We start from the raw sequence: 24,971 nt of genomic DNA, 5'->3' as shown, positions 1-24,971 counted from the left end.
AGTGGTCGTCGGAAAGTGCGTCCACGCATGGTAACGATGCGCGCTGAGGGTAAGTGCCGCGGAGTGCTCCACAAGATCGGGGAAGACGGCCGGGCCGTCCTCATATGTGCACGTATAAAGAGGAGAGCCCGCGTACGTCACGAGCGCTCGTCTTGGGCGGCTATCCGGGGAGGTGTCCGCCCCCCTTGATCGGGCGCCGGTGGCACGCCGGGCCACGTACCCTCTTCTGTTGTGCCGAACGCCAACGAAGACAACCTCAGTGCCCTGAGCCAGGTGCAGCACCGCGCGGTGAGTGAACTGCTGCGGGTCGCCCCTGTCGCCGACGACCTCGCCCGTCTTTTCCAGGAGGCCGGGTTCTCACTCGCCCTGGTCGGCGGCTCGGTCCGGGACGCGCTGCTCGGCCGGCTCGGCAACGACCTCGACTTCACCACGGACGCCCGCCCCGAGGACGTACTGAAGATCGTCCGGACGTGGGCGGACGCCGTCTGGGAGGTCGGGATCGCCTTCGGCACCGTCGGTGCGCAGAAGAGCGGCTACCAGATCGAGGTCACCACCTACCGGTCGGAGGCCTACGACCGGACCTCCCGCAAGCCTGAGGTGTCGTACGGCGACTCCATCGAGCAGGACCTCGTCCGCCGTGACTTCACCGTGAACGCGATGGCCGTGGCGCTCCCGGAGAAGAAGTTCATCGACCCGCACGGTGGCCTCGACGACCTCGCGGCCCGTGTGCTGCGCACCCCGGGTACTCCCGAGGAGTCCTTCTCCGACGACCCGCTGCGGATGATGCGCGCCGCGCGCTTCGCTGCCCAGCTCGACTTCGAGGTCGCCCCCGAGGTCGTCAGGGCGATGACGGACATGGCCGGCCGCCTGGAGATCGTCTCCGCCGAGCGGATCCGGGACGAGCTGAACAAGATGGTCCTGTCCGCCCACCCGCGCAAGGGGCTGACACTGCTGGTGGACACCGGTCTCGCCGACCACGTTCTGCCGGAGCTCCCCGCTCTGCGGCTGGAGAGCGACGAGCACCACCGGCACAAGGACGTCTACGAGCACACGCTGATCGTTCTTGAGCAGGCGATCGCACTGGAGGAGAACGGTCCCGACCTCACGCTCCGGCTGGCCGCGCTGCTGCACGACATCGGCAAGCCGCGCACCCGGCGCTTCGAGAAGGACGGCCGGGTCTCGTTCCACCACCACGAGGTGGTCGGGGCGAAGATGACCAAGAAGCGTATGACGGCGCTGAAGTACTCCAACGACCTGGTGAAGGACGTCTCACGCCTGGTCGAACTGCACCTGCGCTTCCACGGGTACGGCACCGGCGAATGGACCGACTCCGCCGTCCGTCGCTATGTGCGGGACGCGGGGCCTCTGCTCGAGCGTCTCCACAAGCTGACCCGCTCGGACTGCACCACGCGCAACAAGCGCAAGGCCGCCGCGCTGTCGCGCGCGTACGACGGGCTGGAGGAGCGCATCGCCCAGCTGCAGGAGCAGGAGGAGCTGGACGCGATCCGTCCCGACCTCGACGGCAACCAGATCATGGAGATCCTGGGTGTCGGTCCCGGTCCCGTCATCGGCAAGGCGTACAAGCATCTGCTGGAACTCCGGCTGGAGAACGGGCCCATGGAGCACGACGCGGCGGTGAAGGCGCTCAAGGAGTGGTGGGCCGAGCAGGGCTGAGGCCGTGGAACCGGGGTCATGTTTCACGTGAAACATGACCCCGCGGGGACAGACCGAGGGGCGATGTTTCACGTGAAACATCGCCCCTTGTCATGCGTGCCGCGCGACTCGGCTACTAGACCTCCTTGAGGCAGAGCACGACGTTGTGGCCGCTGCCGACCTGGTAGTAGGAGATCGTCGCTTCCTTGACGGCCTCGCACTTGGTGTCGTCGCTGGTGTCGTCGAACTTCTCGACGACCTCGAACTGGGCGTCGCTGGACGAGCAGTCGACCTCGTTGAGGTCCGGGCTCGTCTCCGTGCCGTCGTTGTGCATGCAGGAGCCCACCGAGGTGGTCTCGGCGTCGGTCCGGTCGGCCCACCAGCCGATGCCGAACTTCACACCCAGGACGAGTATGCCGACCGCGATGATGCCGAGGATGCGCACGACCTTCTTGCTGCCGCGGCCGCTGGGCGCGGGCGGCGGGGGAACGGGGGTGCCCTGGTTCGGGAACGGTGCGTACGGCTGCTGCGGGACTCCCGGCTGGCCCGGGGTGGCAGGCGTCTGGGCGTACGGGTTCTGGCCCGCGGGCGGAGTGGTCACGTTGGGGGTCCCCCTAGAACAGTGGTGCGCACAGCGCGAAATAAGACGCACGTAAAGTACAGGCCGCCACTGACAGCGCCCTAGCTGAGGGGCATCCTGTGGCATTTATGTGACACTTAACGGGCCTTAAAACGAGTCATAGCGACAGCAACCGCCCCGTAGATAACGGCCACCGTGACCACCAGCACCACCGAGCGGCCGTCCGGTGGCAGCATCAGGGCGGCGACCGCCGCCGCGCCGACGAAGGCGACGTTGAAGAGCACGTCGTAGACGGAGAAGATCCGGCCGCGGAAGCCGTCGTCGACCGAGGACTGCACGATCGTGTCCGTGGCGATCTTCGCGCCCTGGGTGATCAGGCCCAGCACGAACGTCGCCACCAGCATGGGAGCCGTGGCGAACGGGAGGCCGAGGGCGGGCTCCAGGACCGCTGCCGCCCCCGCGCACACGACGATCCAGCGCCCCGGCCCGAGCCGTCCCACCACCCCCGGGGTCACGACGGCCGCCGCGAAGAAACCGGCGCCGGAGATGCCCAACGCCACTCCCAGCAGGGCGAGCCCGTCGTCCGGGTCGGTGGTCAGGGCGTACCGGCACAGCATCAGCAGCATCACCAGCAGGGCGCCGTAGCAGAACCGCATCAGCGTCATCGCGCCGAGCGCCCGGGCGGCCTCCCGGCGGCCCGGCTCGGCGAGATGTCGTACGCCCGCCACCATGTCGCGGGCGGTGCCGGCGAGCGCGGCCGCGAGCCGGGGCTGCACCAACTCGAGGTCGGGTCCCAGCAGTTCCCGCGCCATGCGCAGCGAGGCGAGCGCCGCGCACAGGTACAGCGCGGCCCCGAGCAGCACGACGGCCGCGTCGGAGTCCGCGACCACCAGCCGTACGACGAAGGCGAGGCCGCCACCGGCCGTCGCGGCCAGGGTGCCGGCGGTCGGGGAGAGGGAGTTGGCCATCACCAGGCGCTCGGCGTCGACCACCCGTGGCAGAGCGGCGGACAGGCCCGCGAGGACGAACCGGTTGACCGCGGTGACGCACAGCGCCGAGACGTAGAAGAGCCAGTCGGGGACCTCGCTGATCATCAGGGCGGCCGTCGCCGTCGCCAGAAGGGCGCGCAGCAGGTTGCCGTGGACGAGGACCTGGCGGCGGCGCCAGCGGTCGAGCAGGACGCCGGCGAAGGGACCGACGAGGGAGTAGGGCAGCAGCAGCACCGCCATCGCGGAGGCGATCGCGGCGGCCGAGGTCTGCTTCTCGGGGGAGAAGACGACGTACGTGGCGAGCGCGACCTGGTAGACGCCGTCCGCGCACTGCGAGAGCAGTCGTACGGCCAGCAGGCGCCGGAAGTTGCCGAAGCGCAGCAGCACGCGCAGATCACGGACGACGGGCATGGGGCACAGCCTCACATACGGAGAGGGTCCCCGGGTCATCAGACCCGGGGACCCTCTTCAGCCCTGGCAGGAGCGACTCATCGACGAGCTTTAGCGCTCGACCTCACCCTTGATGAACTTCTCGACGTTCTCGCGGGCCTCGTCGTCGAAGTACTGGACCGGCGGGGACTTCATGAAGTAGCTGGAGGCCGAGAGGATCGGGCCGCCGATGCCGCGGTCCTTGGCGATCTTCGCGGCGCGCAGCGCGTCGATGATGACACCCGCGGAGTTCGGGGAGTCCCAGACCTCGAGCTTGTACTCCAGGTTCAGCGGGACGTCACCGAAGGCGCGGCCCTCGAGGCGGACGTACGCCCACTTGCGGTCGTCGAGCCAGGCGACGTAGTCGGACGGGCCGATGTGGACGTTCTTCTCGCCGAGGTCCCGGTCGGGGATCTGGGAGGTGACGGCCTGCGTCTTGGAGATCTTCTTCGACTCGAGGCGGTCGCGCTCGAGCATGTTCTTGAAGTCCATGTTGCCGCCGACGTTCAGCTGCATCGTGCGGTCCAGGATGACGCCCCGGTCCTCGAACAGCTTCGCCATGACGCGGTGCGTGATGGTGGCGCCGACCTGGGACTTGATGTCGTCACCGACGATCGGGACGCCCGCCTCGGTGAACTTGTCCGCCCACTCCTTGGTGCCGGCGATGAAGACCGGGAGGGCGTTGACGAAGGCGACCTTGGCGTCGATGGCGCACTGGGCGTAGAACTTCGCCGCGTCCTCGGAGCCGACGGGCAGGTAGCAGACGAGGACGTCGACCTGCTTGTCCTTGAGGACCTGGACGACGTCGACGGGTTCCTCGGCGGACTCCTCGATGGTCTCGCGGTAGTACTTGCCGAGGCCGTCGAGGGTGTGGCCGCGCTGGACCGTGACACCGGTGGCGGGCACGTCGCAGATCTTGATGGTGTTGTTCTCGGACGCGCCGATGGCGTCCGCGAGGTCCAGGCCGACCTTCTTCGCGTCCACGTCGAACGCGGCGACGAACTCGACGTCACGGACGTGGTACTCGCCGAACTGCACGTGCATCAGGCCCGGGACCTTGGACGCCGGGTCGGCGTCCTTGTAGTACTCCACGCCCTGCACCAGCGACGCGGCGCAGTTGCCCACGCCGACGATGGCTACGCGAACCGAACCCATTCCGGTTGCTCCCTGTGTGTACGAGTGAGGCCCTGAGTGAGCGCTCACGTGGCGGTGTCGTCGGGCGTATCCGTCCCGGGGGTGCCCCCGGGACGGGGCAGGCCGCCCGTCGCTCCAGATGTGGTGTCCTGCTGAGCGGTCTCCCCGGAGGCGGAACCTCTCAGGTCCCGTCCGGCCCGCTCGCTCTCGATGAGCTCGTTCAGCCAGCGCACTTCGCGCTCCACGGACTCCATCCCGTGGCGCTGGAGCTCAAGCGTGTAGTCGTCGAGGCGCTCTCGCGTGCGTGCCAGGGAGGCCCGCATCTTCTCCAGACGCTCCTCCAAGCGGCTGCGGCGACCCTCCAGGACGCGCATGCGCACGTCGCGGGATGTCTGCCCGAAGAATGCGAACCGAGCGGCGAACGTCTCGTCCTCGTACGCGTCCGGGCCCGTCTGCGAGAGCAGTTCCTCGAAGTGCTCCTTACCTTCCGCCGTCAGCCGATAGACGATCTTGGCGCGGCGGCCGGTGAGCGGAGCGGTGAGCGCGTCCTCCGGGGTGTTTCCCGCCTCCTCGATCAACCAGCCGTTGGCGACCAGCGTCTTGAGGCAGGGGTACAGCGTCCCGTAGCTGAACGCACGGAACACGCCCAGTGACGTATTGAGTCGTTTGCGCAGCTCATAGCCGTGCATCGGGGACTCGCGGAGCAGGCCGAGTACGGCGAACTCGAGAATCCCGGAACGCCGGCTCATAGATCGCCTCCCCTCTGCCGCGGCCCGTGGTGACGGGCGCCCTGACGGTTTTATGTCGTGCTGATGTATCGACTCGATACATCAGCACGATAGAACGGCCATCCGGAGGCGACAAGAGGGGGGAGGGTGAACGGGATCACATCGCCGATTCATCCAAGCCTGTTTGTCTGATTTGAGGCGAAGCTCGGAGCTAGGCGGGTTTTGACGGTGCGTAGTCTGTGCGCCATGCACACCACCGGGACTCGCGTGACGCCGGGGGGCGTCGAGGCCCCCGGTGCCGTACGGGTGAATGCGCCAGCGCCCGCATCCGTACTTCGGGGGGACAGGAAACCAGCCGCCGTTTCCAGGCGCGCACGGGTGCGCCTGCCCGAGGAGTAATCGTTCGATGAGCGAGCACCGTCGCAAACCGCCGCAGCCGCAGGGAGGCGGACGTGCCGCGGCCCGACGCGGCCCGTCCGGCTCGTCCTCCGGCCGCCGTGCGGCACCGCGAGGCGCCACCGGGTCTCCTTCCGACTACGGGTTCAGCCACGAAGCGGGAGGCGAGGAGCAGTCGTACAGCGGCCGCGCCGAGGCCCGGCGCGCGGCACAGAGAAGCACGGGTGGTCGACGCAGAGCGGCCGAACCCTCGGCAGGCCGCCGCGGTGCCCCGTCCGGGCCCCCCGGCCGGGGCAGGGGGCGCACGGCGCCCGCGCGGAACCGCCTGGTCGACTACCCGCGCGCGGACAAGTACGGCTGGCGCCGCTGGGTGCCGTCCTGGAAGCTCGTCGCCGGCCTGTTCGTCGGGTTCGTCGGCAGTCTCGTCGCCGTGGCGGGCATCGGCTACGCCATGGTGAGCGTCCCCAAGGTCGACGAGACGGCGACGGCGCAGAACAACGTCTACTACTGGAAGGACGGCAGCCAGATGGTTGCCACCGGTGGGGAGACGAACCGCCAGATCATCGACTCCGCGCAGATCCCGGCCGACATGCGCTGGGCGGTGATCTCGCAGGAGAACAAGACCTTCTACGACGACAGCGGCATCGATCCCAAGGGCATCGCGCGCGCCGTGTTCAACATGGCCCGGGGCGGCCAGACGCAGGGTGGCTCGACCATCACCCAGCAGTACGTCAAGAACGCCATGCTGAACGACCAGTCGCAGACGCTCTCCCGGAAGTTCAAAGAGATCTTCGTGTCGATCAAGGTGGGAGCCACGGTCGACAAGGAAGAGATCATGGCCGGTTACCTGAACTCCGCGTACTACGGGCGCAACGCCTACGGGATCCAGGCCGCCGCCCGCGCGTACTTCAACAAGGACGCCATCAAGCTCAACCCGGGCGAGTGCGCCTTCCTGTCCGCCATGCTGAAGGGCGCCACCTACTACGACCCCGCGGGTGCGGTGTCCATCGACTCGGCCGCGACGCCGGAGGCCAACAGCAAGCGTGCGCTGGTGCAGATGCAGGACACGCTCGACAAGATGGTCGAGTACAAGCACCTGAGCCCCGAGGTGCGGGCCAAGTACACCGAGCTCCCCAAGTGGCAGAACCCGCGCTCGAACACCCAGCTGAGCGGGCAGATCGGCTACCTCGTCGACCTCGCCAACAGCTATGTGGTCACCCACAGCAAGGAAACGGGGATCACCCAGGACAAGCTGCAGCAGGGCGGCTACTCGATCTACACGACCTTCGACAAGAAGAAGGTCGACGAGCTCACCAAGGCCGTCACCAAGGTGCAGAAGGCCAACATCAAGCCGGAGAAGCGCCCGGACACGGACACCCACGTGCAGTTCGGCGGTGCGTCCGTGAACCCGGCGACCGGTGCCATCGAGGCGATCTACGGCGGTGAGGACGCGACCAAGCACTTCACCAACAACGCCGACCAGACCGGTGCCCAGGTGGGTTCGACGTTCAAGCCGTTCGTGCTCGCGGCCGCGATGACGTGGGGCGTGCGCGATCCCGACCTCGGTTCCTCGCAGGCGCAGGACGAGCGCACCATCGTCTCGCCCGAGAGCCTGTTCAGCGGCAAGAACAAGCTCAAGATCAAGAACTATGACGGGACGATCTGGAAGAACGAGAAGGGCGAGGAGTGGCTGCAGACCAACGACGGCAACGTCTCGCTCGGCTCTCCGCCGGACTACAAGATCGACCTGCGTGAGGCGATGCGGGAGTCGGTGAACTCCGCCTTCGTGCAGCTCGGCATGGACGTCGGCCTGGACAAGGTGAAGGAGGCCGCCGTCAACGCCGGCGTCAAGGAGAGCACCCTCGCCGGCACGGGCTTCCCGTCGTTCTCGATCGGTATCTCCGACCCGAGCGCGATCCGGATGGCCGGCGCCTACGCCACCTTCGCGGCCAGCGGCAAGCAGCGGGACCCCTACTCCGTCCAGAAGGTCACGAGCAAGGACGGCGACATCTACACGCACAAGACCGAGACGAAGCAGGCGTTCACCTCGAAGGTCGCCGACAACGTCACGGACGTCCTGAAGACCGTGGTCGAGAAGGGCACCGGTACCGCCGCCCAGCTGGAGGGCCGTGAGGTGGCCGGCAAGACCGGTACCACCGACGGCAACAAGTCGGCCTGGTTCGTCGGCTACACGCCGCAGCTGTCGACCGCGATCAGCATGTTCCGTTACCCCGACGACGAGACGCAGAAGAACCGCACGTTCCTCGAGATGTTCGGAACCGGTGGTCAGGAGAAGATTCACGGCGCCTCGTTCCCGGCGGAGATCTGGCACGACTACATGGAGGAGGCCATGGAGGGCCTCCCCGTGAAGTCGTTCCCGACCCCCGAGCCCATCGGTGAGGTCGTCAACGACGAACCGGCGCCGGTTCCCACCCCCTCGGTCACCGAGACGGAGGAGGAGAGCCCGTCGCCGTCTCCGTCTCCCAGCGAGACGGAGACCGAGCCCTCGCCCTCCCCGAGCGAGACGTGCACCAACTTCTTCGACTGTGACGACAGCTCGGGCGGCACGAACAGTGGTGGGAACGATGGAGACACGGGCGAGACAAGTCCTTCGCCGAGCACCTCGGAGTCCGAGGAAAGCAGCAGAGGCAATCAGAACGGCGGCATCTTCGGAGGCCCAACCGGTTAGCGCACAATCGCCCGACGCGGGCGTTTCACGTGAAACATGCGCATGTTTCACGTGAAACGAGGGCCGTCCCACTGGAGCAGGCGGGGCGGCCCTCGGTTTTTTCCTAGGTCCGTACGGCAGGATGTGGCGCATGCCCAGTGCAGAATCGACGCCGGCGCGCGTCCACGAGCCGGGCCCGGTGCGGCCCACCAGGGACGACGAGGTCGCTGCGGCCGGCAGTGAGCTGATCGGCGGTCCCCTCGGACGGCGAGCCCTGACCGGGACGTCCTGGCTGACTCCCGTACGGGTCGTCGCGCTCGTGGCGATCGGGATGTTCGCCCTCGGACTGGTCCAGAAGGCGCCCTGTTACAACGGCGCCTGGTTCTTCGGCGCCAGCTCCCAGTACACGCACGCGTGCTACTCGGACATCCCCCACCTCTACCAGGGGCGCGGGTTCGCCGACGGGCTCGTCCCGTACTTCGACAAGCTCCCCGGGGACATGCAGTACCTCGAATACCCGGTGCTGACCGGAGTGTTCATGGAGGTGGCCAGCTGGCTGACACCGGGCAGCGGCAGCATCCAGCACCAGGAGCAGTGGTACTGGATGGTCAACGCCGGGATGCTGATGGCGTGCGCGGCGGTCATCGCGGTCTGCGTGGCCCGTACGCACGCCCGGCGTCCCTGGGACGGTCTGCTGGTCGCTCTGGCGCCCGCCTTCGCGCTGACCGCCACCATCAACTGGGACCTGCTGGCGGTCGCTCTGACGGCCGCGGCGATGCTGATGTGGTCGCGGCGCCGGTCGCTCGCCTTCGGCGTCCTGCTGGGCCTCGCCACGGCCGCCAAGCTCTATCCGGTCTTCCTGCTCGGGCCGCTGTTCGTGCTGTGCTGGCGTGCCGGGAAGTGGCGGCAGTTCGGCACCGCTCTGGGCGGGGCGATCGTCTCCTGGCTGGTGGTGAACCTGCCGGTGATGCTCTTCGCCTTCGAGGGCTGGTCGAAGTTCTACACGTTCAGCCAGGAGCGGGGCGTCGACTTCGGTTCCTTCTGGCTGATCCTGGCCCAGAACTCCAGCGACCCGCTCACCACCGACAGCGTCAACACGCTGGCCACGGTCCTGGTCGGGGTGTGCTGTCTCGGCATCGCGGGACTCACGCTCACCGCCCCGCGCCGACCCCGCTTCGCCCAGCTGGCGTTCCTGATCGTGGCGGCGTTCATCCTGACCAACAAGGTCTACTCGCCGCAATACGTGCTGTGGCTGGTGCCGCTGGCGGTACTGGCCCGGCCCAAGTGGCGGGACTTCCTGATCTGGCAGGCCTGCGAGGTGGCGTACTTCCTGGGGATCTGGATGTACCTGGCGTACACCACCAGCGGAGACGCCCACAAGGGGCTGCCGACCGACGGCTACCACTGGGCCATCGCGGTGCACCTGCTGGGGACGCTGTACCTGTGTGTCGTGGTCGTACGGGACATTCTGATGCCGGAGCGGGACGTGGTCCGGCAGGCCGGTGACGACGACCCCTCGGGTGGTGTGCTCGACGGCGCGGAGGACGTCTTCGTTCTCGGCGCGGCGGCCCCTCCTCCCCGGCACGCGGACGAGTTCGACGGGGCGCAGGTGGAGTGGGGCAAGCAGGGCACGGCCGACGGTTCGCCCTGAGCGAACAGGGTGCTGCCCGGTCATGCGAAAGGCCGTACACGGAAGGTTCGTGTACGGCCTTTGCCGTGACCTGGCGTGGCCTGCCGGGGTGTGGGTGTGCGGTCCGACGGCCCTGCCCTGCGTGAGCCGTGGGGGTCAGCGGTCCACGAGCCGGTCGAACTGCGTGGTGGTGTGGCGCAGATGGGCCACCAGTTCGTCACCGACCGTCGGCTCCGGGGCGTCCGCGGGCACGAACAGGATGGACACCTGCATGTGCGGCGGCTCGGCGAACCAGCGTTGCTTGCCGCCCCAGACGAACGGCGAGAGGTTCCGGTTCACCGTGGCGAGGCCGGCGCGGGCGACGCCCTTGGCGCGCGGCATGACGCCGTGCAGGGCCTTGGGGGCCTCCAGGCCCACACCATGGGACGTACCGCCCGCCACGACCACCAGGAAGCCGTCGGAGGCGGCCTTCTGCTGCCGGTACCCGAAGCGGTCGCCCTTGGCGACGCGCGTGACGTCCAGGACGGCACCGCGGTACTCGGTGGCCTCGTGGTCCCCCAGCCACAGCCGGGTGCCGATGCGGGCGCGGAAACGGGTCTGGGGGAACTGCTGCTGAAGCCGGGCGAGTTCCTCGGCCTTGAGGTGGCTGACGAACATCGTGTGCAGCGGCAGCCGGGCCGCGCGCAGCCGGTCCATCCAGCCGATGACCTCCTCGACGGCGTCGGAGCCGTCGGTGCGGTCCAGCGGCAGGTGGATGGCGAAGCCCTCCAGCCGGACGTTCTCTATGGCGGCGTGCAGCTGGGCCAGGTCCTGCTCGCTGATGCCGTGCCGCTTCATCGAGGACATCACCTCGATCACCACGCGGGCGCCGACGAGGCCGTACACACCGTCGACCGAGGACACCGATCGCACGACGCGGTCGGGCAGCGGCACGGGCTCCTCGCCCCGCCGGTAGGGCGTCAGCACCAGCAGGTCACCGCCGAAGAAGTCCTTGATGCGCGCGGCCTCGTACGTCGTGCCGACGGCGAGGATGTCCGAGCCCAGACGGGTGGCCTCCTCCGCCAACCGCTCGTGCCCGAAGCCGTAGCCGTTGCCCTTGCAGACCGGGACGAGCCCAGGGAACTGCTCCTGCACGTGCTTGTGGTGCGCCCGCCAGCGCGCGGTGTCGACGTAGAGCGTGAGCGCCATGGCCGGACCTGGGACCTTTCTCGTGGCTGCGGTGTGTCAGAGGTGAGGGAGCTGTCGGAGCTGGCCGGCGTCGAGGGTGACGCCGTCGAAGCGGTGAGGGGCGCTCAGCGGCGCGACATGTAGATGTCGAGCGCCTTGTGGAGCAGCTTGTTCAGCGGGAAGTCCCACTCGCCGAGGTACTCGGCGGCCTGTCCGCCCGTGCCGACCTTGAACTGGATCAGGCCGAACAGGTGGTCCGACTCGTCCAGCGAGTCGGAGATGCCGCGCAGGTCGTAGACGGTCGCGCCGAGCGCGTAGGCGTCGCGCAGCATCCGCCACTGCATGGCGTTCGAGGGGCGGAACTCCCGGCCGATGTTGTCGGAGGCTCCGTAGGAGTACCAGACGTGGCCGCCGACGATCAGCATCGTGGCCGCCGACAGGTTCACGCCGTTGTGGCGGGCGAAGTACAGCCGCATCCGGTTGGGGTCCTCGGTGTTGAGGGCCGTCCACATGCGCTGGAAGTACGACAGCGGGCGGGGCCGGAAGTGGTCGCGCACAGCCGTGATCTCGTACAGCCGCTGCCACTCCTCCAGGTCGTGGTAACCGCCCTGGACGACCTCGACGCCGGCCTTCTCGGCCTTCTTGATGTTGCGGCGCCACAGCTGGTTGAAGTTCTTGTGGACCTCTTCCAGGGAGCGGTTCGCCAGCGGCACCTGGTAGACGTAGCGGGGCTGGACGTCGCCGAAGCCGGCGCCGCCGTCCTCGCCCTGCTGCCAGCCCATGCGACGCAGCTTGTCGGCCACCTCGAAGGCGCGCGGCTCGATGAAGTCGGCCTCGATGTCCCGCAGCCGCTTGACGTCCGGGTTCTGGATGCCCGCCTTGATGGAGGTGGCCTCCCAGCGCCGGATGATCACCGGCGGGCCCATCTTCACGGAGAAGGCGCCCTGCTGCTTGAGGTGCGCGAGCATCGGTTCCAGCCACTCGGTCAGATTCGGCGCGTACCAGTTGATGACCGGACCCTCGGGCAGATAGGCGAGGTAGCGCTTGATCTTGGGCAGCTGGCGGTAGAGGACGAGGCCCGCGCCCACCAACTGGCCGCTCTTGTCGAACCATCCGAGGTTCTCCGAGCGCCACTCGGCCTTGACATCGGCCCAGGCCGGAACCTGCATGTGGCTCGCCGACGGCAGGCTCTGGATGTATGCCAGATGCTGCTCGCGACTGATCGTCCTCAGGGTCAGGCTCATTCGGGGCGCTCCTCGGGCTGGTGTGTCCCCATGGGTACAGGGGCTCCGGCTCTAGCGCCGAAGCCTACTGCGCCTGGGGAGCGGCCCGTTTGGGCACACGGCAGCTTCGCCCGGCCCGCGGGCGGCCGGAGGCGGTCCGCCCGGCGCGCAGGTGGCCTCCGCGTCTCCCGCGCGCCTGCGGCCCGGGAACGCCGTCCGGCGTGCCGGACCCGGATCGGTCAGGTCACCAGAGCCCGCCGAAGAGGCCGCCGTGCGCCATACCGAGGAAGAAGCCGACACCGGCGGCACCGAGGCCCAGGATGAGACCGAAGCGCTCACGGGTGGTCTCGGAGATCCACAGTCCGTACGCGCCGGTGACGATCCCCGCCAGACCCGTCCACGAGCTGAGCAGGTGCAGGCCGTCGAACATCGCCGTGACGAAGGACACCACCCCGAGTACCAGGGTCACGGCCAGCAGCGTGTCCTGGACGGGATGGCGCTTGCCGTCGGTGGCGAAGAGGGATCCGGCGGTGTTGGGTCGCAATGCCTGTGCCATAGGGCACCTCCTGCGGAAAACGGCGCATCGTAGCGCCATACACACCCGATGTGTACAGATTGGCCGTCCCCACGGCCGGATTTCAACCGGAAGCCGGTGTGCAGGTAGTCTGTACCGTCTGCACCGGTGTCTGCCCAGGCACAGCCAGGAACTCCGCCCAGCTCAGAGCGGGGGCGTCGCAAGCCGACCCCCGATTGTCAGTGGCGGCCGATACCGTTGCGTACGCATCACAACCCTCCTGCCACGGAACGACCGTGGCCGTTGAGTCCAAAGGAGGTGGGTTCCACATGCGTCACTACGAGGTGATGGTCATCCTCGACCCCGATCTCGAGGAGCGCGCTGTCTCCCCGCTGATCGAGAACTTCCTCTCCGTCGTCCGCGAGGGCAACGGAAAGGTGGAGAAGGTCGACACCTGGGGCCGTCGTCGTCTCGCGTACGAGATCAAGAAGAAGCCCGAGGGCATCTACTCGGTCATCGACCTGCAGGCCGAGCCTGCGGTCGTGAAGGAGCTCGACCGCCAGATGAACCTGAACGAGTCGGTCCTCCGGACCAAGGTCCTCCGTCCCGAGACCCACTGAGCCTCCCGCTCAGCTGATCTCGGGAATCTGAGTAGCAGCACAAGCAGCCAGCAGCAGCAAACCCGCCGAGAGGTTCCCCCATGGCAGGCGAGACCGTCATCACGGTCATCGGCAATCTTGTCGACGACCCCGAGCTGCGCTTCACCCCCTCCGGTGCGGCGGTCGCGAAGTTCCGTGTCGCGTCCACTCCCCGCACCTTCGACCGTCAGACGAACGAGTGGAAGGACGGCGAGAGCCTGTTCCTGACCTGCTCGGTCTGGCGCCAGGCGGCGGAGAACGTCGCGGAGTCGCTCCAGCGAGGCATGCGCGTCATCGTGCAGGGCCGACTGAAGCAGCGGTCCTACGAGGACCGCGAGGGTGTCAAGCGCACGGTCTTCGAGCTGGACGTCGAGGAAGTCGGCCCCAGCCTGCGCAACGCCACGGCCAAGGTCACCAAGACCTCCGGCCGCGGTGGCCAGGGTGGCGGCGGTGGCTTCGGCGGCGGTGGCGGCCAGGGTGGCGGCGGCTGGGGCGGTGGCCCCGGCGGCGGTCAGCAGGGCGGCGCTCCCGCCGACGACCCCTGGGCGACCGGCGCTCCCGCCGGTGGCGGCCAGGGCGGCGGTGGCGGCTGGGGTGGAAACTCCGGCGGCGGCGGTGGCGGCTACTCGGACGAGCCCCCCTTCTAGGCCTTCGGGCCCGGATGTCCGGGCCTGTTCGGGTCGAGGGTGGGCCGTATCCCAACTTCTTGATCACACAGGAGATACACCATGGCGAAGCCGCCTGTGCGCAAGCCGAAGAAGAAGGTCTGCGCTTTCTGCAAGGACAAGGTCACGTACGTGGACTACAAGGACACGAACATGCTGCGGAAGTTCATTTCCGACCGCGGCAAGATCCGTGCCCGCCGCGTGACCGGCAACTGCACGCAGCACCAGCGTGACGTCGCCACGGCCGTCAAGAACAGCCGTGAGATGGCGCTGCTGCCCTACACCTCCACCGCGCGATAAGGGAAGGGTGACCGACACATGAAGATCATCCTCACCCACGAGGTCTCCGGCCTCGGCGCCGCGGGCGACGTCGTCGACGTCAAGGACGGTTACGCTCGCAACTACCTGATCCCGCGGAACTTCGCGATCCGCTGGACCAAGGGCGGCGAGAAGGACGTCGAGCAGATCCGTCGCGCTCGCAAGATCCACGAGATCCAGACCATCGAGCAGGCCAACCAGATCAAGGCCCAGCTCGAGGGCGTGAAGGTCCGCCTGGCCGTTCGCTCCGGCGACGCCGGTCGTCTCTTCGGTTCCGTCACCCCGGCCGACGTCGCCTCGGCGATCAAGGCTGCCGGTGGTCCGGACGTCGACAAGCGCCGCATCGAGCTCGGTGCGCCGATCAAGACCCTGGGCGCCCACGAGACGTCCGTGCGTCTGCACCCCGAGGTTGCCGCCAAGGTCAACATCGAGGTTGTCGCGGCCTGATCGCTGCGCTCGGCGTGAACAGCTTCGGCTGAACAGCTGGGAAGGGGTCGCACCCACTGGGTGCGGCCCCTTCGGCGTGCTCGGGCCGTGTTTCACGTGAAACGCCTGGCCGACGTGCACCGCCGGTTTCACGTGAAACGGTCCCGGGGCCCGCGCCTGAGAAGCCGTCACCATCGGGTCGCGCCTTCGCGCGACACGGTCACCAGGCCACGCCTTCACGTGACACGGTCACCGGGTCGCGGTCACCGGGTCGCGCCGGTGACCACCCAGCGTCCGGAGCGGGTACGCAGCCAGAGGGTCAACATCCGGACTGCCATCATCAGCGTCATCGCTCCCCACAGAGCGGTGAGCCCACCGCCGAGCGCCGGCACGAGCAGGGCGACCGGGGCAAAGATCACCAGGGTGAGGACCATCGCCCACGCGAGGTAGGGACCGTCACCCGCGCCCATCAGTACGCCGTCCAGGACGAAGACGATGCCGCAGATCGGCTGGGAGAGCGCGACCAACAGGAGAGCGGGGAGCGCCGCGTCCTTCACCACGTGATCACCGGTGAACAACGGGAGGAAGACCGGCCGGCTGACCACCACCAGAAGGCCGAGTACGACACCCACGGCGATGCCCCACTCCACCATGCGACGGCAGGCGTCCCGGGCACCCTGGGCGTCACCGGCACCGAGGTGGCGTCCGATGATGGCCTGCCCCGCGATGGCGATGGCGTCGAGGGCGAAGGCGAGCAGGCTCCACAGCGAGAGGATGATCTGGTGGGCCGCGATATCGGCGTCACCGAGGCGTGCGGCGACCGCTGTGGCGATCATCAGGACGGCTCGTAGGGACAGGGTGCGCACCAGCAGGGGCACGCCGGCCTGGGCGGAGGCCCGTATGCCGGCGGCGTCGGGCCGCAGGGAAGCGCCGTGGCGGCGAGCGCCCCGGATCACCACGACGAGGTAGGCCGCGGCCATACCGCACTGTGCGATGACGGTGCCCCAGGCGGAGCCCGCGATGCCGAGGCCGGCGCCGTAGACGAGACCGGCGTTGAGGGCGGCGTTGGCGACGAAGCCCCCCGCGGCGACGTAAAGGGGGGTTCGTGTGTCCTGGAGACCGCGTAGGACACCGGTCGCGGCCAGGACGACGAGCATGGCCGGAATGCCGAGTGCCGAGATGCGCAGATAGGTGGTCGCGTACGGGGCGGCCGTGTCGGAGGCACCGAAAAGTTCCACGAGCGTCGGGGCCGAGGGCAGGACGGCTGCGATCACGACTGCGCCGAGCAGCAGCGCCAGCCAGATGCCGTCCATGCCCTGGCGGATGGCAGCCGGCAGGTCGTCAGCGCCCACGCGACGGGCGACGGCCGCCGTCGTGGCGTAGGCGAGGAAGACGAAGACACTGACGGCGGTCATCAGGAGTGCGGAGGCGACCCCGAGGCCGGCGAGTTGCGCGGTGCCGAGGTGGCCGACGATCGCGCTGTCGACCATGACGAAGAGGGGCTCCGCGACGAGTGCGCCGAAGGCCGGGACGGCCAGTGCGACGATCTCGCGATCGTGCCGTCGTCGAGTGGCCTGGGTCGTCGCGGGGGCGTGTGTCATGACCACCAATCTAACCGTCCACAGGTAAGAGATGCAATCCACCTATGACCCTTACTCAGGATCTCGCCGCGTATCCTCTCGCGCACCGTTCGAAGCGATCTTGGCCCGACCGGGAAAGTTTTTCTTCTGCACAGCCGGTGGACGGTAAAGGTGCAGGTCAGTGGAGTGGTGTGGGGAAAGTAGAGGGCTTGTTCACAGGGCTGTCCACCGGGTCGTGCACAGGTTTCGCGGAGTTCTCCACAGCATCGGGGCCGTCGTCCACATGGCCTGTGGATAACCAGATTGGCTGACGGTGCCCGCGGGCCTACGGTTGTCCGGCGCCCGCTCCCTCCGACGACTGTGAAAACCTCACAAAACCGACGTGCCAGAAACGGAGTTGGGCCTCTCAGTTGTCAGTGCCGTGCCGTAGAAATGAGGGGCACGGCGAGGTCCGCTCCGGCGGACGGGAGGAGGTGGCTCGGTGAGCATTTCCGAGCCCTTGGACGATCCGTGGGCCGACAGTGGTCCCAGTGATCGCCTCCCCCCGGCCCGGCGGCGCGGCGACGGGGGCCGTGGCCGAGACGAGCAGCACGACCGCGGCCGGGACACCGGTGAGTGGGACGGCGGCGGTACGGCCTTCGAGCGCGTGCCACCGCAGGACCTCGACGCCGAGCAGTCCGTCCTCGGCGGCATGCTCCTGTCCAAGGACGCCATCGCCGACGTCGTCGAGATCCTCAAGGGCCACGACTTCTACAAGCCCGCGCACGAGACGATCTTCCAGGCGATCCTCGACGTCTACGCGAAGGGCGAACCGGCCGACCCGATCACGATCGCCGCCGAGCTCACCAAGCGGGGCGAGATCAACAAGGTCGGCGGCGCCTCGTATCTGCACACGCTCGTCCAGACGGTGCCGACGGCGGCGAACGCCGAGTACTACGCGGAGATCGTGCACGAGCGCGCGGTCCTGCGCCGCCTGGTCGAGGCCGGCACCCGCATCACGCAGATGGGATACGCGGGCGACGACGACGTCGACGAGATCGTCAACCGCGCCCAGGCCGAGATCTACGCGGTCACCGAGCAGCGCACCAGCGAGGACTACCTGCCGCTCGGCGACATCATGGAGGGCGCTCTCGACGAGATCGAGGCGATCGGCTCGCGCAGCGGCGAGATGACCGGTGTGCCCACGGGCTTCACCGATCTCGACTCGCTGACCAATGGCCTCCATCCGGGCCAGATGATCGTCATCGCGGCCCGTCCCGCCATGGGTAAGTCCACGCTCGCGCTGGACTTCGCCCGGGCCGCGTCGATCAAGCACAACCTGCCGAGCGTCATCTTCTCCCTCGAAATGGGCCGCAACGAGATCGCGATGCGTCTGCTGTCCGCCGAGGCGCGCGTCGCCCTGCACCACATGCGCTCCGGCACCATGACGGACGAGGACTGGACACGCCTGGCACGCCGGATGCCCGAGGTCTCCTCCGCGCCGCTCTACATCGACGACTCCCCCAACCTGTCGATGATGGAGATCCGCGCCAAGTGCCGTCGGCTCAAGCAGCGCAACGACATCAAGCTCGTGATCATCGACTATCTGCAGCTGATGCAGTCCGGCGGCTCCAAGCGGTCCGAGAGCCGTCAGCAGGAGGTCTCGGACATGTCCCGGAACCTCAAGCTCCTGGCCAAGGAGCTGGAGGTCCCCGTGATCGCGCTCTCGCAGCTCAACCGTGGTCCCGAGCAGCGCACGGACAAGAAGCCGATGGTGTCCGACCTGCGTGAGTCCGGCTCCATCGAGCAGGACGCCGACATGGTGATCCTGCTGCACCGCGAGGACGCCTACGAGAAGGAGTCGCCGCGGGCGGGCGAGGCGGACATCATCGTGGGCAAGCACCGTAACGGTCCGACGGCCACGATCACCGTGGCCTTCCAGGGCCACTACTCGCGCTTCGTCGACATGGCGCAGACGTGATCGTGCCCTGGGCGAAATGAGCTCGACGCCTGCCGCGCTGCCAGGTGGACTGGACCCATGACGACATCTCAGGAAGAGCTGCTCCCCGGTACACGGCGTGCGCTGCTGCACCGGATCGCCGTGGCCCAGGCCGAGGGGCGGACTCCGTCGCTCGTCGCCGCGGTCGTGCGGGGCGGGCGGACGGTCTGGCACGGGGCGCGAACCTCGGTCGACGGACACGGGCCGGACGAGAACGTGCAGTACCGGATCGGCTCGATCACCAAGACCTTCACCGCCGTTCTCGTACTGAGGCTGCGTGACGAGGAAGCGCTCGACCTCGAGGACCCGCTGGAGAAGTATCTGCCGGGCATCGGCGTGGGGGAGGCCACGATCGGTCAACTGCTCGCTCACACCGGGGGACTGGCGGCCGAGTCGCCCGGGCCGTGGTGGGAGCGGACGCCGGGCGCGCTCCGTCCCGAGTTCGCCGATGTGCTCGGTGACCAGCCCGTCCTGCATCCAGCGGGGCGACGCTTCCATTACTCCAACCCCGGTTACAGCCTCCTGGGCGCCCTCGTCGAAGAGCTCAGGGGTGCGCCGTGGGACGAGGTGCTACGGCGTGAAGTGCTCGAACCCCTGGGCCTGAACCGCACGAGCACACGACCGCAGCATCCGCATGCGGGCGGTTGGGCGGTGCACCCCTGGGCCGATGTGATGCTGCCCGAGCCCACCGAGGACTTCGGCCGGATGGCGGCGGCCGGTCAACTCTGGTCCACGACCGACGATCTCGCTCGGTTCGCCGCCTTCCTGGTCCGTGGGGATGAGCGGGTGCTGAGCGCGGAGACGCTCCGGGAGATGCGGACGCCCGCGGCGCCGGCCGAACTCGCGGACCTGGTGGACGGCGGTTCCTACGGGCTCGGTCTGCGGATCGAGAACCAGGACGGCCGGTTGCTGGTCGGCCACTCCGGGTCGGTGCCGGGCTTCCTGGCGAGTCTCACCCTCAGCGAGGCCGACGACGTCGCCGCGGTGGTGCTCACCAACTGCACCTCCGGCCTGATGGTGTCTCAGGTGGCCGCTGATCTCGTCCGTATCGTGGCCGAGGCCGAGCCGCGTATGCCGGATCCGTGGCGGCCGTTGCGGGAGGCAGACCGCTCCGTCCTGGAGTTGGCCGGTCAGTGGTACTGGGGCACCAACCCCTTCGCCCTGCGCGTCATGGCTGACGGGTTCCTCTCCCTCGGGCCCCTCTCCGGCGGCGGGCGACGCTCACGGTTCCGGGAGAACGGTGACGGGACGTGGACGGGGCTGGAGGGGTACTTCGCAGGGGAGGTGCTGCGGGCCGTACGACGCCCGGACGGCACGGTGGACCATCTGGACCTCGGATCGTTCGTGTTCACGCGCCAGCCGTACGACCGAGCGGCCGACGTGCCCGGTGGTGTGGACCCGGAGGGCTGGCGGGGGATCGGTTAGCCGACCCTGTCGCACTGAGCGGGGAAAGCGCCGTGTTTCACGTGGAACACGGCGCTTCCGCAGGGGCCGTGGCCGGCTCAGAGCGCAAGCTTGAAGCCCACGTGGGAGGCCACGAAGCCCAACCGCTCGTAGAAACGGTGGGCGTCGGTGCGCGTGTTGTCCGAGGTCAGCTGCACCAACTGGCACTTCTCCCGCCGGGATTCCTCGATCGCCCACTCGATGAATCGTGTGCCCAGACCGCTGCCCCGCTCGTCGGCGTGGACACGTACGCCCTCGATGATCGACCTGGTCGCCCCGCGCCGGGACAGGCCCGGCACGATCGTGAGCTGGAGAGTGCCGACGACGCGCCCGTCGCGCACGGCGACGACCAGGCGCTGGTTCGGGTCGGCGTCGAGCCGCTCCAGGGCGGTCCGGTAGGGGGCGAGGTCGTCCGGCGACTCGCGTTGGGCGCCCAGCGGATCGTCCGCGAGCATGCCGACGATCGCGGGGATGTCCTCGGGAACGGCGGCTCGTATCTCAAGATCTCCCATAGCCGCACCCTACGCAGCGATGGGCGCCTTCAGTGACTCCACGACCCGCACCAGCGGGGCCAGTTCCGGGTTCCTCGCCGCCTCGTCGAGGGCCTCGCGCAGCGCCGCGTCGTTGGTCGGTCGGGCCGCGTCGAGCAGCTTGAGGCCGGCCTCGGTGACGTTCGTGTAGATGCCCCGGCGGTCGGTGGGGCACAGGTAGCGCTCGAGCAGCCCTCGGTCCTCGAGCCGGGTGACCAGGCGGGTGGTGGCGCTCTGGCTGAGGACGACCGCGTCGGCGACCTGCTTCATCTGCAGATGGCCTCCCTCGCCATCGTGCTGCCGGCTGAGCACGTCGAGCAGGGAGTACTCGCGCACGCTCAGGTCGTGCCGGGCCTGCAGCGCGCGCTCGATGTGGGCCTCGATTCTCCCGTGGAGCAGAGAGAGGGCGCACCAGCCCTGGGCAAGCGCGGTGAGCGCGGGGTCCGTCGCAGTCATGGGTTCCTCCGTCCCGGAGCGGTTGAGTCCAGGGTAGAGCACCCCTGCAATTGTCGGCGGTTGCATATAGCCCGCGTATGCAACTATTGTGAACGCAGGAAAAGCGCTCATGCAATCGTCTGGGAAGGTGTACCCCTCCATGCCTCTCGCGCTTCTGGCCCTCGCGATCGGGGCCTTCGGGATCGGAACGACAGAGTTCGTGATCATGGGATTGCTGCCCGAGGTCGCGAGCGACTTCGGGGTCTCCATCCCCACGGCCGGCCTTCTCGTGACCGGCTATGCACTCGGCGTCATGTTCGGCGCACCGCTGATGACCGTCCTCGGCACCAAGGTCTCCCGCAAGCGGATGCTGATGCTGCTGATGGGCCTGTTCATCGCCGGCAACCTGCTCTCCGCCGTGGCCCCGACCTTCGCCGTGATGCTGATCGGCCGTGTGGTCGCCTCGCTCGCCCACGGCGCCTTCTTCGGCATCGGCTCCGTCGTCGCGGCCGACCTGGTCGCTCCGGACAAGAAGGCCGGCGCCATCGCGATGATGTTCACCGGCCTCACCGTCGCCAACGTCGTCGGTGTCCCGCTGGGCACCCTCGTCGGGCAGAGCGCCGGCTGGCGCGTCACCTTCGGCATCGTCGCCTTCCTCGGCGTCATCGGTCTGGCGGGCATCGCCAAGCTGGTCCCGGAGGTGCCCCGGCCGGAGGGCGTACGTCTGCGCCACGAGCTGGCCGCGTTCAAGAACGCCCAGGTCCTGCTCGCCATGGCGATGACCGTCCTGGGCTTCGGCGGTGTCTTCGCGGCCATCACCTACATCGCGCCGATGATGACCCACGTGACCGGCTTCGCCGACGGCTCCGTCACCTGGCTGCTGGTGCTCTTCGGACTCGGCATGGTCGGCGGCAACCTCGTCGGCGGCAAGTACGCCGACCGCGCCCTGATGCCGATGCTGTACGTCTCCCTGGGCTCCCTGGCGGTCGTCCTGGCGCTCTTCACCGTGACCGCCCACCACAAGGCCCTCGCGGCCGTCACGATCGTCCTGATCGGCGCCCTGGGCTTCGCGACCGTCCCGCCGCTGCAGAAGCGCGTCCTCGACCAGGCGCACGGCGCGCCGACGCTCGCCTCGGCGGTCAACATCGGCGCCTTCAACCTCGGCAACGCCCTGTCGGCCTGGCTCGGCGGCCTCGTCATCGCGGCCGGCCTCGGTTACACCGCCCCCAACTGGGTCGGCGCCGTCCTCGCCGCGGCCGCCCTGGTGCTCGCCTTGGTCTCGGCCGCCCTGGAGCGCCGCGACGGCACCTCCAGCACCGTGGTCGCCGGGGGCACGCCGGCCGAGCAGCCGGTGGCCGCCCACCACTGAGCGCCACCGGTCCGCGGGGCCAGGGCCGTCCCGGCGGACCGGTCGTCTCCCGGCCACACGAAGGACCGCAGCGCCACGAAGGACATCAGCGCCTTCGGCCGCACCAGTACCTCACCACCTCACCACCACCACCAAGGAGTACTCCCCCTCATGAGCACCACCACTGCCGTCGCTCCCCTGACCATCGGCGACGCCGAAGCCCTCGTCACGGCCGCCCGCCACGCCGCCGAGGTCGCCGGGGTCACGGTCAGCGTCACCGTCCTGGACGCGGGCGGCCATCTGCTCGCCTTCCGACGGGACGACCGCGCCGTGCTGATCTCCGGCGAGACGAGCACCCGCAAGGCGTACACGGCACTCCAGCTCGACACGCCCACCGCCGACCTCGTCGACGCCGTGCGGCCGGGCGGTCTCTTCCACACCCTGCCCACCGCGCTCGACCGGCCGCTGCTGTTCATCGCCGGTGGCGTACCGGTCCACCGCGAGGGCCGCCTCATCGGCGCGATCGGGGTCGGCGGCGGTGCCCCCGAGCAGGATCACGGATTCGCCATGGCCGCGCTGGAGGCGCTCGCCTGACCCGCCTGTCTCCCCGGAGCACACCCGAACGACGCCGGTTCCCGACGAGCAGGGGAACCGGCGTCGTCGTACCCGAGTGCGTCAGCCGGCCGCCACCGTGAGCGGGGCGAACCGCCGGCTCCAGTCACCCGGCAGCTCCTGGATCCCGTAGGTCATGACGGAGTTGAAGGCGACGGACTCCAGGCCTCGCTGCTTCACCCAGGCCAGCAGTTCCTCGTGGCGCACGTCGATGTCGGTGCGCAGCGGACGGTCGGTATGGGCGGCGAGGGACGCAACGAGTGCCTTCGCCGTCTCGGTGTCCCGGGCGATCAGCGGACCCACCACATGCGTGTCCATGTTGGGCCAGGCGGCCGCGTAGCCGACGATCCGGCCCTTGTCCTCGGCGACCCGTACCTGGTCGGCGAAGGCGGGCAGCCGCGCGATCACATGCGTGCGGTCGGTGCCGAACACCTCCTCGTCGAGCCGCACGATCGCGGTGAGGTCCTCGGCCGTGGCCGCACGGGTGACGACGTCGGGCGTCGGTCCGTCGGCGGTGAAGTGCCCGGCCACCATCTCCGCCCGGCCCGTGGCCTTGAAGCCCAGCTCCTCGTACAGCGGACGACCGTTCGGTGTCGCGTGCAGGGTCAGCGGGGTGGTGCCCATCAAGGAGACGACGTGCCGCATCAGGTGCCGGCCGATGCCCCGACGGGAGTGTCGTTCGGCGACCAGCACCATGCCGATGGCGCCGAGCGCGGGCCGGTCGTGCGGGCCGTACTCGGTGACGACGCAGGCGCTGACGAGACCTCCGTCGGGATCGTCGATGCCGTACCCCTTCCCGGCGGTGAGGAGGAGGCCCCACTTGTGTTCCTCGCGCGGCCACCCCCGATTCTCTGACAGGTCTGCACAGGCGGTGAGATCGCGGTGCGTCAGGCGGCGGACGGGGAGAGCGGCGGGGGAAGGAGTCGGCACGCAGGTCAGGCTGTCCGACCGGCGCCCTCGCCGTCCACCTGTTTCCCCGATCACGCACGTGCTTTTGGCCATGTCGTGGCCGGCTCCCTCGGCAGCCGACAGCCGACAGCCGAGGGAGCCGACAGCCGAGGGAGCCGACAGCCGACAGCCGAGGGAGCCGACAGGCCGAGGACGTTTCACGTGAAACGTCGTGGGCAGTGGGCGCTTGTGATCCGTGCCGAAGCTCTGAGCGTCTTTCGTCAATGCGCTGCCCCGTCTGTCGTTAGCCTCGGCGCATGGCGAGACTTCATCTCTTCGATCTCGACGGCACGTTGTTGCACGGGACGTCGGCACCGGTCGAGATTTCGCGTCAACTCGGCTTGGAGGCGGAGACGGTCGCATTGGACCGGGCGGCCGCGGCGGGACGTATCAAGCCGCCGGAGTACGCCAGGCACGTGCACGCGCTCTGGGCGCAGCTCACCGACGCGCATGTGGCGGCGGCGTTCGACGCTGCTCCTTGGCTGACCCGTATTCGTGAGGTCTGGGCGGAGATCAGAAGCCGGGGCGAGTACTGCGCGGTGGTATCACTCTCGCCTTCGTTCTTCGTGGAGCGGCTGACCGGGTGGGGCGCGCACGCCGCTTACGGTTCCCGGTTTCCCGCGGTGCCTTTCACCGAGCCCGTGGACCCGGCCGGAGTACTCAGCGCCGCCGCGAAGGTACTGATCGCCGACCGGCTGTGCGCGGAGTTCGGACTGACACGGAACGACTGCGTCGCGTACGGCGATTCGCTGTCGGACAAGGACCTGTTCGGTGTGGTGCCGGTCTCCGTGGCGGTCAACGCGGACAGCCATCTGTCAGGTCTCGCGACGCACTCCTACGCGGGGAAGGACCTGTGGGATGCCTATGAATTGGTGCAGTTCCCCCGGTGAATGAGGAAACCGGAGGGGTGCGCGCCATGCCCGTCGTCGGGGGAGGGAA

The 24,971-nt window shown here is 68.7% G+C and carries 23 protein-coding genes; 12 read left to right on the top strand and 11 right to left on the bottom strand.

Features of this window, described 5'->3' with window-relative positions; translation table 11 throughout:
• Positions 1-231 precede the first annotated feature (231 nt).
• Complete coding sequence (locus tag ACIBBD_RS07360) at positions 232-1,674, top strand: CCA tRNA nucleotidyltransferase (RefSeq protein ID WP_399418326.1); 1,443 nt, start codon at positions 232-234, stop codon at positions 1,672-1,674.
• Between the two features lie 115 nt (positions 1,675-1,789).
• Here ACIBBD_RS07360 and ACIBBD_RS07355 read toward each other — a convergent pair whose 3' ends face one another.
• The 4 genes from ACIBBD_RS07355 to ACIBBD_RS07340 form a co-directional block, all read right to left on the bottom strand.
• Complete coding sequence (locus tag ACIBBD_RS07355) at positions 1,790-2,254, bottom strand: hypothetical protein (RefSeq protein ID WP_399418325.1); 465 nt, start codon at positions 2,252-2,254, stop codon at positions 1,790-1,792.
• 116 nt (positions 2,255-2,370) lie between these two features.
• On the bottom strand, positions 2,371-3,633 hold the full coding sequence (locus tag ACIBBD_RS07350; protein WP_399418324.1) for an MFS transporter: 1,263 nt from the start codon (positions 3,631-3,633) through the stop codon (positions 2,371-2,373).
• Between the two features lie 90 nt (positions 3,634-3,723).
• On the bottom strand, positions 3,724-4,806 hold the full coding sequence (locus tag ACIBBD_RS07345) for an inositol-3-phosphate synthase (RefSeq protein WP_399418323.1): 1,083 nt from the start codon (positions 4,804-4,806) through the stop codon (positions 3,724-3,726).
• A gap of 44 nt (positions 4,807-4,850) precedes the next feature.
• Positions 4,851-5,534 carry a helix-turn-helix transcriptional regulator gene (locus ACIBBD_RS07340; RefSeq protein WP_399418322.1) on the bottom strand — a complete coding sequence of 228 codons (684 nt, stop codon included), beginning with the start codon at positions 5,532-5,534 and terminating at the stop codon, positions 4,851-4,853.
• Positions 5,535-5,919: 385 nt separating this feature from the next.
• Between ACIBBD_RS07340 and ACIBBD_RS07335 the strand changes: the two genes are divergently transcribed.
• On the top strand, positions 5,920-8,598 hold the full coding sequence (locus ACIBBD_RS07335; protein WP_399418321.1) for a transglycosylase domain-containing protein: 2,679 nt from the start codon (positions 5,920-5,922) through the stop codon (positions 8,596-8,598).
• A gap of 130 nt (positions 8,599-8,728) precedes the next feature.
• Complete coding sequence (locus ACIBBD_RS07330) at positions 8,729-10,228, top strand: glycosyltransferase family 87 protein (RefSeq protein WP_399418320.1); 1,500 nt, start codon at positions 8,729-8,731, stop codon at positions 10,226-10,228.
• 135 nt (positions 10,229-10,363) lie between these two features.
• On the opposite strand, the gene ACIBBD_RS07325 is transcribed toward ACIBBD_RS07330, so the two are convergent.
• From ACIBBD_RS07325 to ACIBBD_RS07315, 3 genes are all read right to left on the bottom strand, one after another.
• Positions 10,364-11,395, bottom strand: a complete 1,032-nt coding sequence (locus ACIBBD_RS07325) for an alanine racemase (protein ID WP_399418319.1) — start codon at positions 11,393-11,395, stop codon at positions 10,364-10,366.
• A 104-nt stretch (positions 11,396-11,499) separates the two neighbouring features.
• Positions 11,500-12,618, bottom strand: a complete 1,119-nt coding sequence (gene femX / locus ACIBBD_RS07320) for a peptidoglycan bridge formation glycyltransferase FemX (protein WP_399418318.1) — start codon at positions 12,616-12,618, stop codon at positions 11,500-11,502.
• A 223-nt stretch (positions 12,619-12,841) separates the two neighbouring features.
• A complete protein-coding gene (locus ACIBBD_RS07315; protein ID WP_399418317.1) occupies positions 12,842-13,153 on the bottom strand; it encodes a hypothetical protein in 312 nt (103 codons plus the stop codon).
• A 287-nt stretch (positions 13,154-13,440) separates the two neighbouring features.
• Between ACIBBD_RS07315 and rpsF the strand changes: the two genes are divergently transcribed.
• The 4 genes from rpsF (at position 13,441) to rplI (ending at position 15,179) form a co-directional block, all read left to right on the top strand.
• Positions 13,441-13,731: a 30S ribosomal protein S6 gene (rpsF, locus tag ACIBBD_RS07310; RefSeq protein ID WP_004950685.1), complete on the top strand. Its 291-nt coding sequence runs from the start codon at positions 13,441-13,443 to the stop codon at positions 13,729-13,731.
• 80 nt (positions 13,732-13,811) lie between these two features.
• Entirely contained in the window at positions 13,812-14,396 is a 585-nt protein-coding gene (locus ACIBBD_RS07305; protein ID WP_399418316.1) for a single-stranded DNA-binding protein, read from the top strand.
• An 81-nt stretch (positions 14,397-14,477) separates the two neighbouring features.
• Positions 14,478-14,714, top strand: coding sequence for a 30S ribosomal protein S18 (gene rpsR, locus ACIBBD_RS07300; RefSeq protein ID WP_003949403.1), 237 nt, complete (start codon positions 14,478-14,480; stop codon positions 14,712-14,714).
• Positions 14,715-14,732: 18 nt separating this feature from the next.
• On the top strand, positions 14,733-15,179 hold the full coding sequence (gene rplI, locus ACIBBD_RS07295) for a 50S ribosomal protein L9 (RefSeq protein WP_399418315.1): 447 nt from the start codon (positions 14,733-14,735) through the stop codon (positions 15,177-15,179).
• Between the two features lie 242 nt (positions 15,180-15,421).
• On the opposite strand, the gene ACIBBD_RS07290 is transcribed toward rplI, so the two are convergent.
• Positions 15,422-16,759: an MATE family efflux transporter gene (locus ACIBBD_RS07290; protein ID WP_399418314.1), complete on the bottom strand. Its 1,338-nt coding sequence runs from the start codon at positions 16,757-16,759 to the stop codon at positions 15,422-15,424.
• Between the two features lie 460 nt (positions 16,760-17,219).
• Between ACIBBD_RS07290 and dnaB the strand changes: the two genes are divergently transcribed.
• Positions 17,220-18,698, top strand: a complete 1,479-nt coding sequence (gene dnaB / locus ACIBBD_RS07285) for a replicative DNA helicase (RefSeq protein WP_399418313.1) — start codon at positions 17,220-17,222, stop codon at positions 18,696-18,698.
• Between the two features lie 57 nt (positions 18,699-18,755).
• Positions 18,756-20,141 (top strand): serine hydrolase domain-containing protein, encoded by a 1,386-nt coding sequence (locus ACIBBD_RS07280; protein WP_399418312.1) that lies wholly within the window; start codon positions 18,756-18,758, stop codon positions 20,139-20,141.
• 77 nt (positions 20,142-20,218) lie between these two features.
• On the opposite strand, the gene ACIBBD_RS07275 is transcribed toward ACIBBD_RS07280, so the two are convergent.
• Both ACIBBD_RS07275 and ACIBBD_RS07270 read right to left on the bottom strand, forming a co-directional pair.
• Entirely contained in the window at positions 20,219-20,671 is a 453-nt protein-coding gene (locus ACIBBD_RS07275) for a GNAT family N-acetyltransferase (protein ID WP_399418311.1), read from the bottom strand.
• A 9-nt stretch (positions 20,672-20,680) separates the two neighbouring features.
• Positions 20,681-21,145, bottom strand: coding sequence for a MarR family winged helix-turn-helix transcriptional regulator (locus tag ACIBBD_RS07270; protein WP_399418310.1), 465 nt, complete (start codon positions 21,143-21,145; stop codon positions 20,681-20,683).
• 139 nt (positions 21,146-21,284) lie between these two features.
• Here ACIBBD_RS07270 and ACIBBD_RS07265 point away from each other — a divergent pair, with 139 nt between their 5' ends.
• A complete protein-coding gene (locus tag ACIBBD_RS07265) occupies positions 21,285-22,493 on the top strand; it encodes an MFS transporter (protein WP_399418309.1) in 1,209 nt (402 codons plus the stop codon).
• A 150-nt stretch (positions 22,494-22,643) separates the two neighbouring features.
• A complete protein-coding gene (locus ACIBBD_RS07260; RefSeq protein ID WP_399418308.1) occupies positions 22,644-23,066 on the top strand; it encodes a heme-binding protein in 423 nt (140 codons plus the stop codon).
• Positions 23,067-23,147: 81 nt separating this feature from the next.
• Here the strand turns inward: ACIBBD_RS07260 and ACIBBD_RS07255 are convergent, their stop codons facing one another.
• Entirely contained in the window at positions 23,148-24,014 is an 867-nt protein-coding gene (locus ACIBBD_RS07255) for a GNAT family N-acetyltransferase (RefSeq protein ID WP_399418307.1), read from the bottom strand.
• Positions 24,015-24,289: 275 nt separating this feature from the next.
• Between ACIBBD_RS07255 and ACIBBD_RS07250 the strand changes: the two genes are divergently transcribed.
• Complete coding sequence (locus ACIBBD_RS07250; protein WP_399418306.1) at positions 24,290-24,922, top strand: HAD family hydrolase; 633 nt, start codon at positions 24,290-24,292, stop codon at positions 24,920-24,922.
• Positions 24,923-24,971 lie beyond the last annotated feature (49 nt).

This window comes from Streptomyces sp. NPDC051315 (assembly GCF_044455165.1).
GTDB lineage: Bacteria > Actinomycetota > Actinomycetes > Streptomycetales > Streptomycetaceae > Streptomyces.
This window is presented reverse-complemented; position numbering and strand designations above follow the sequence as displayed.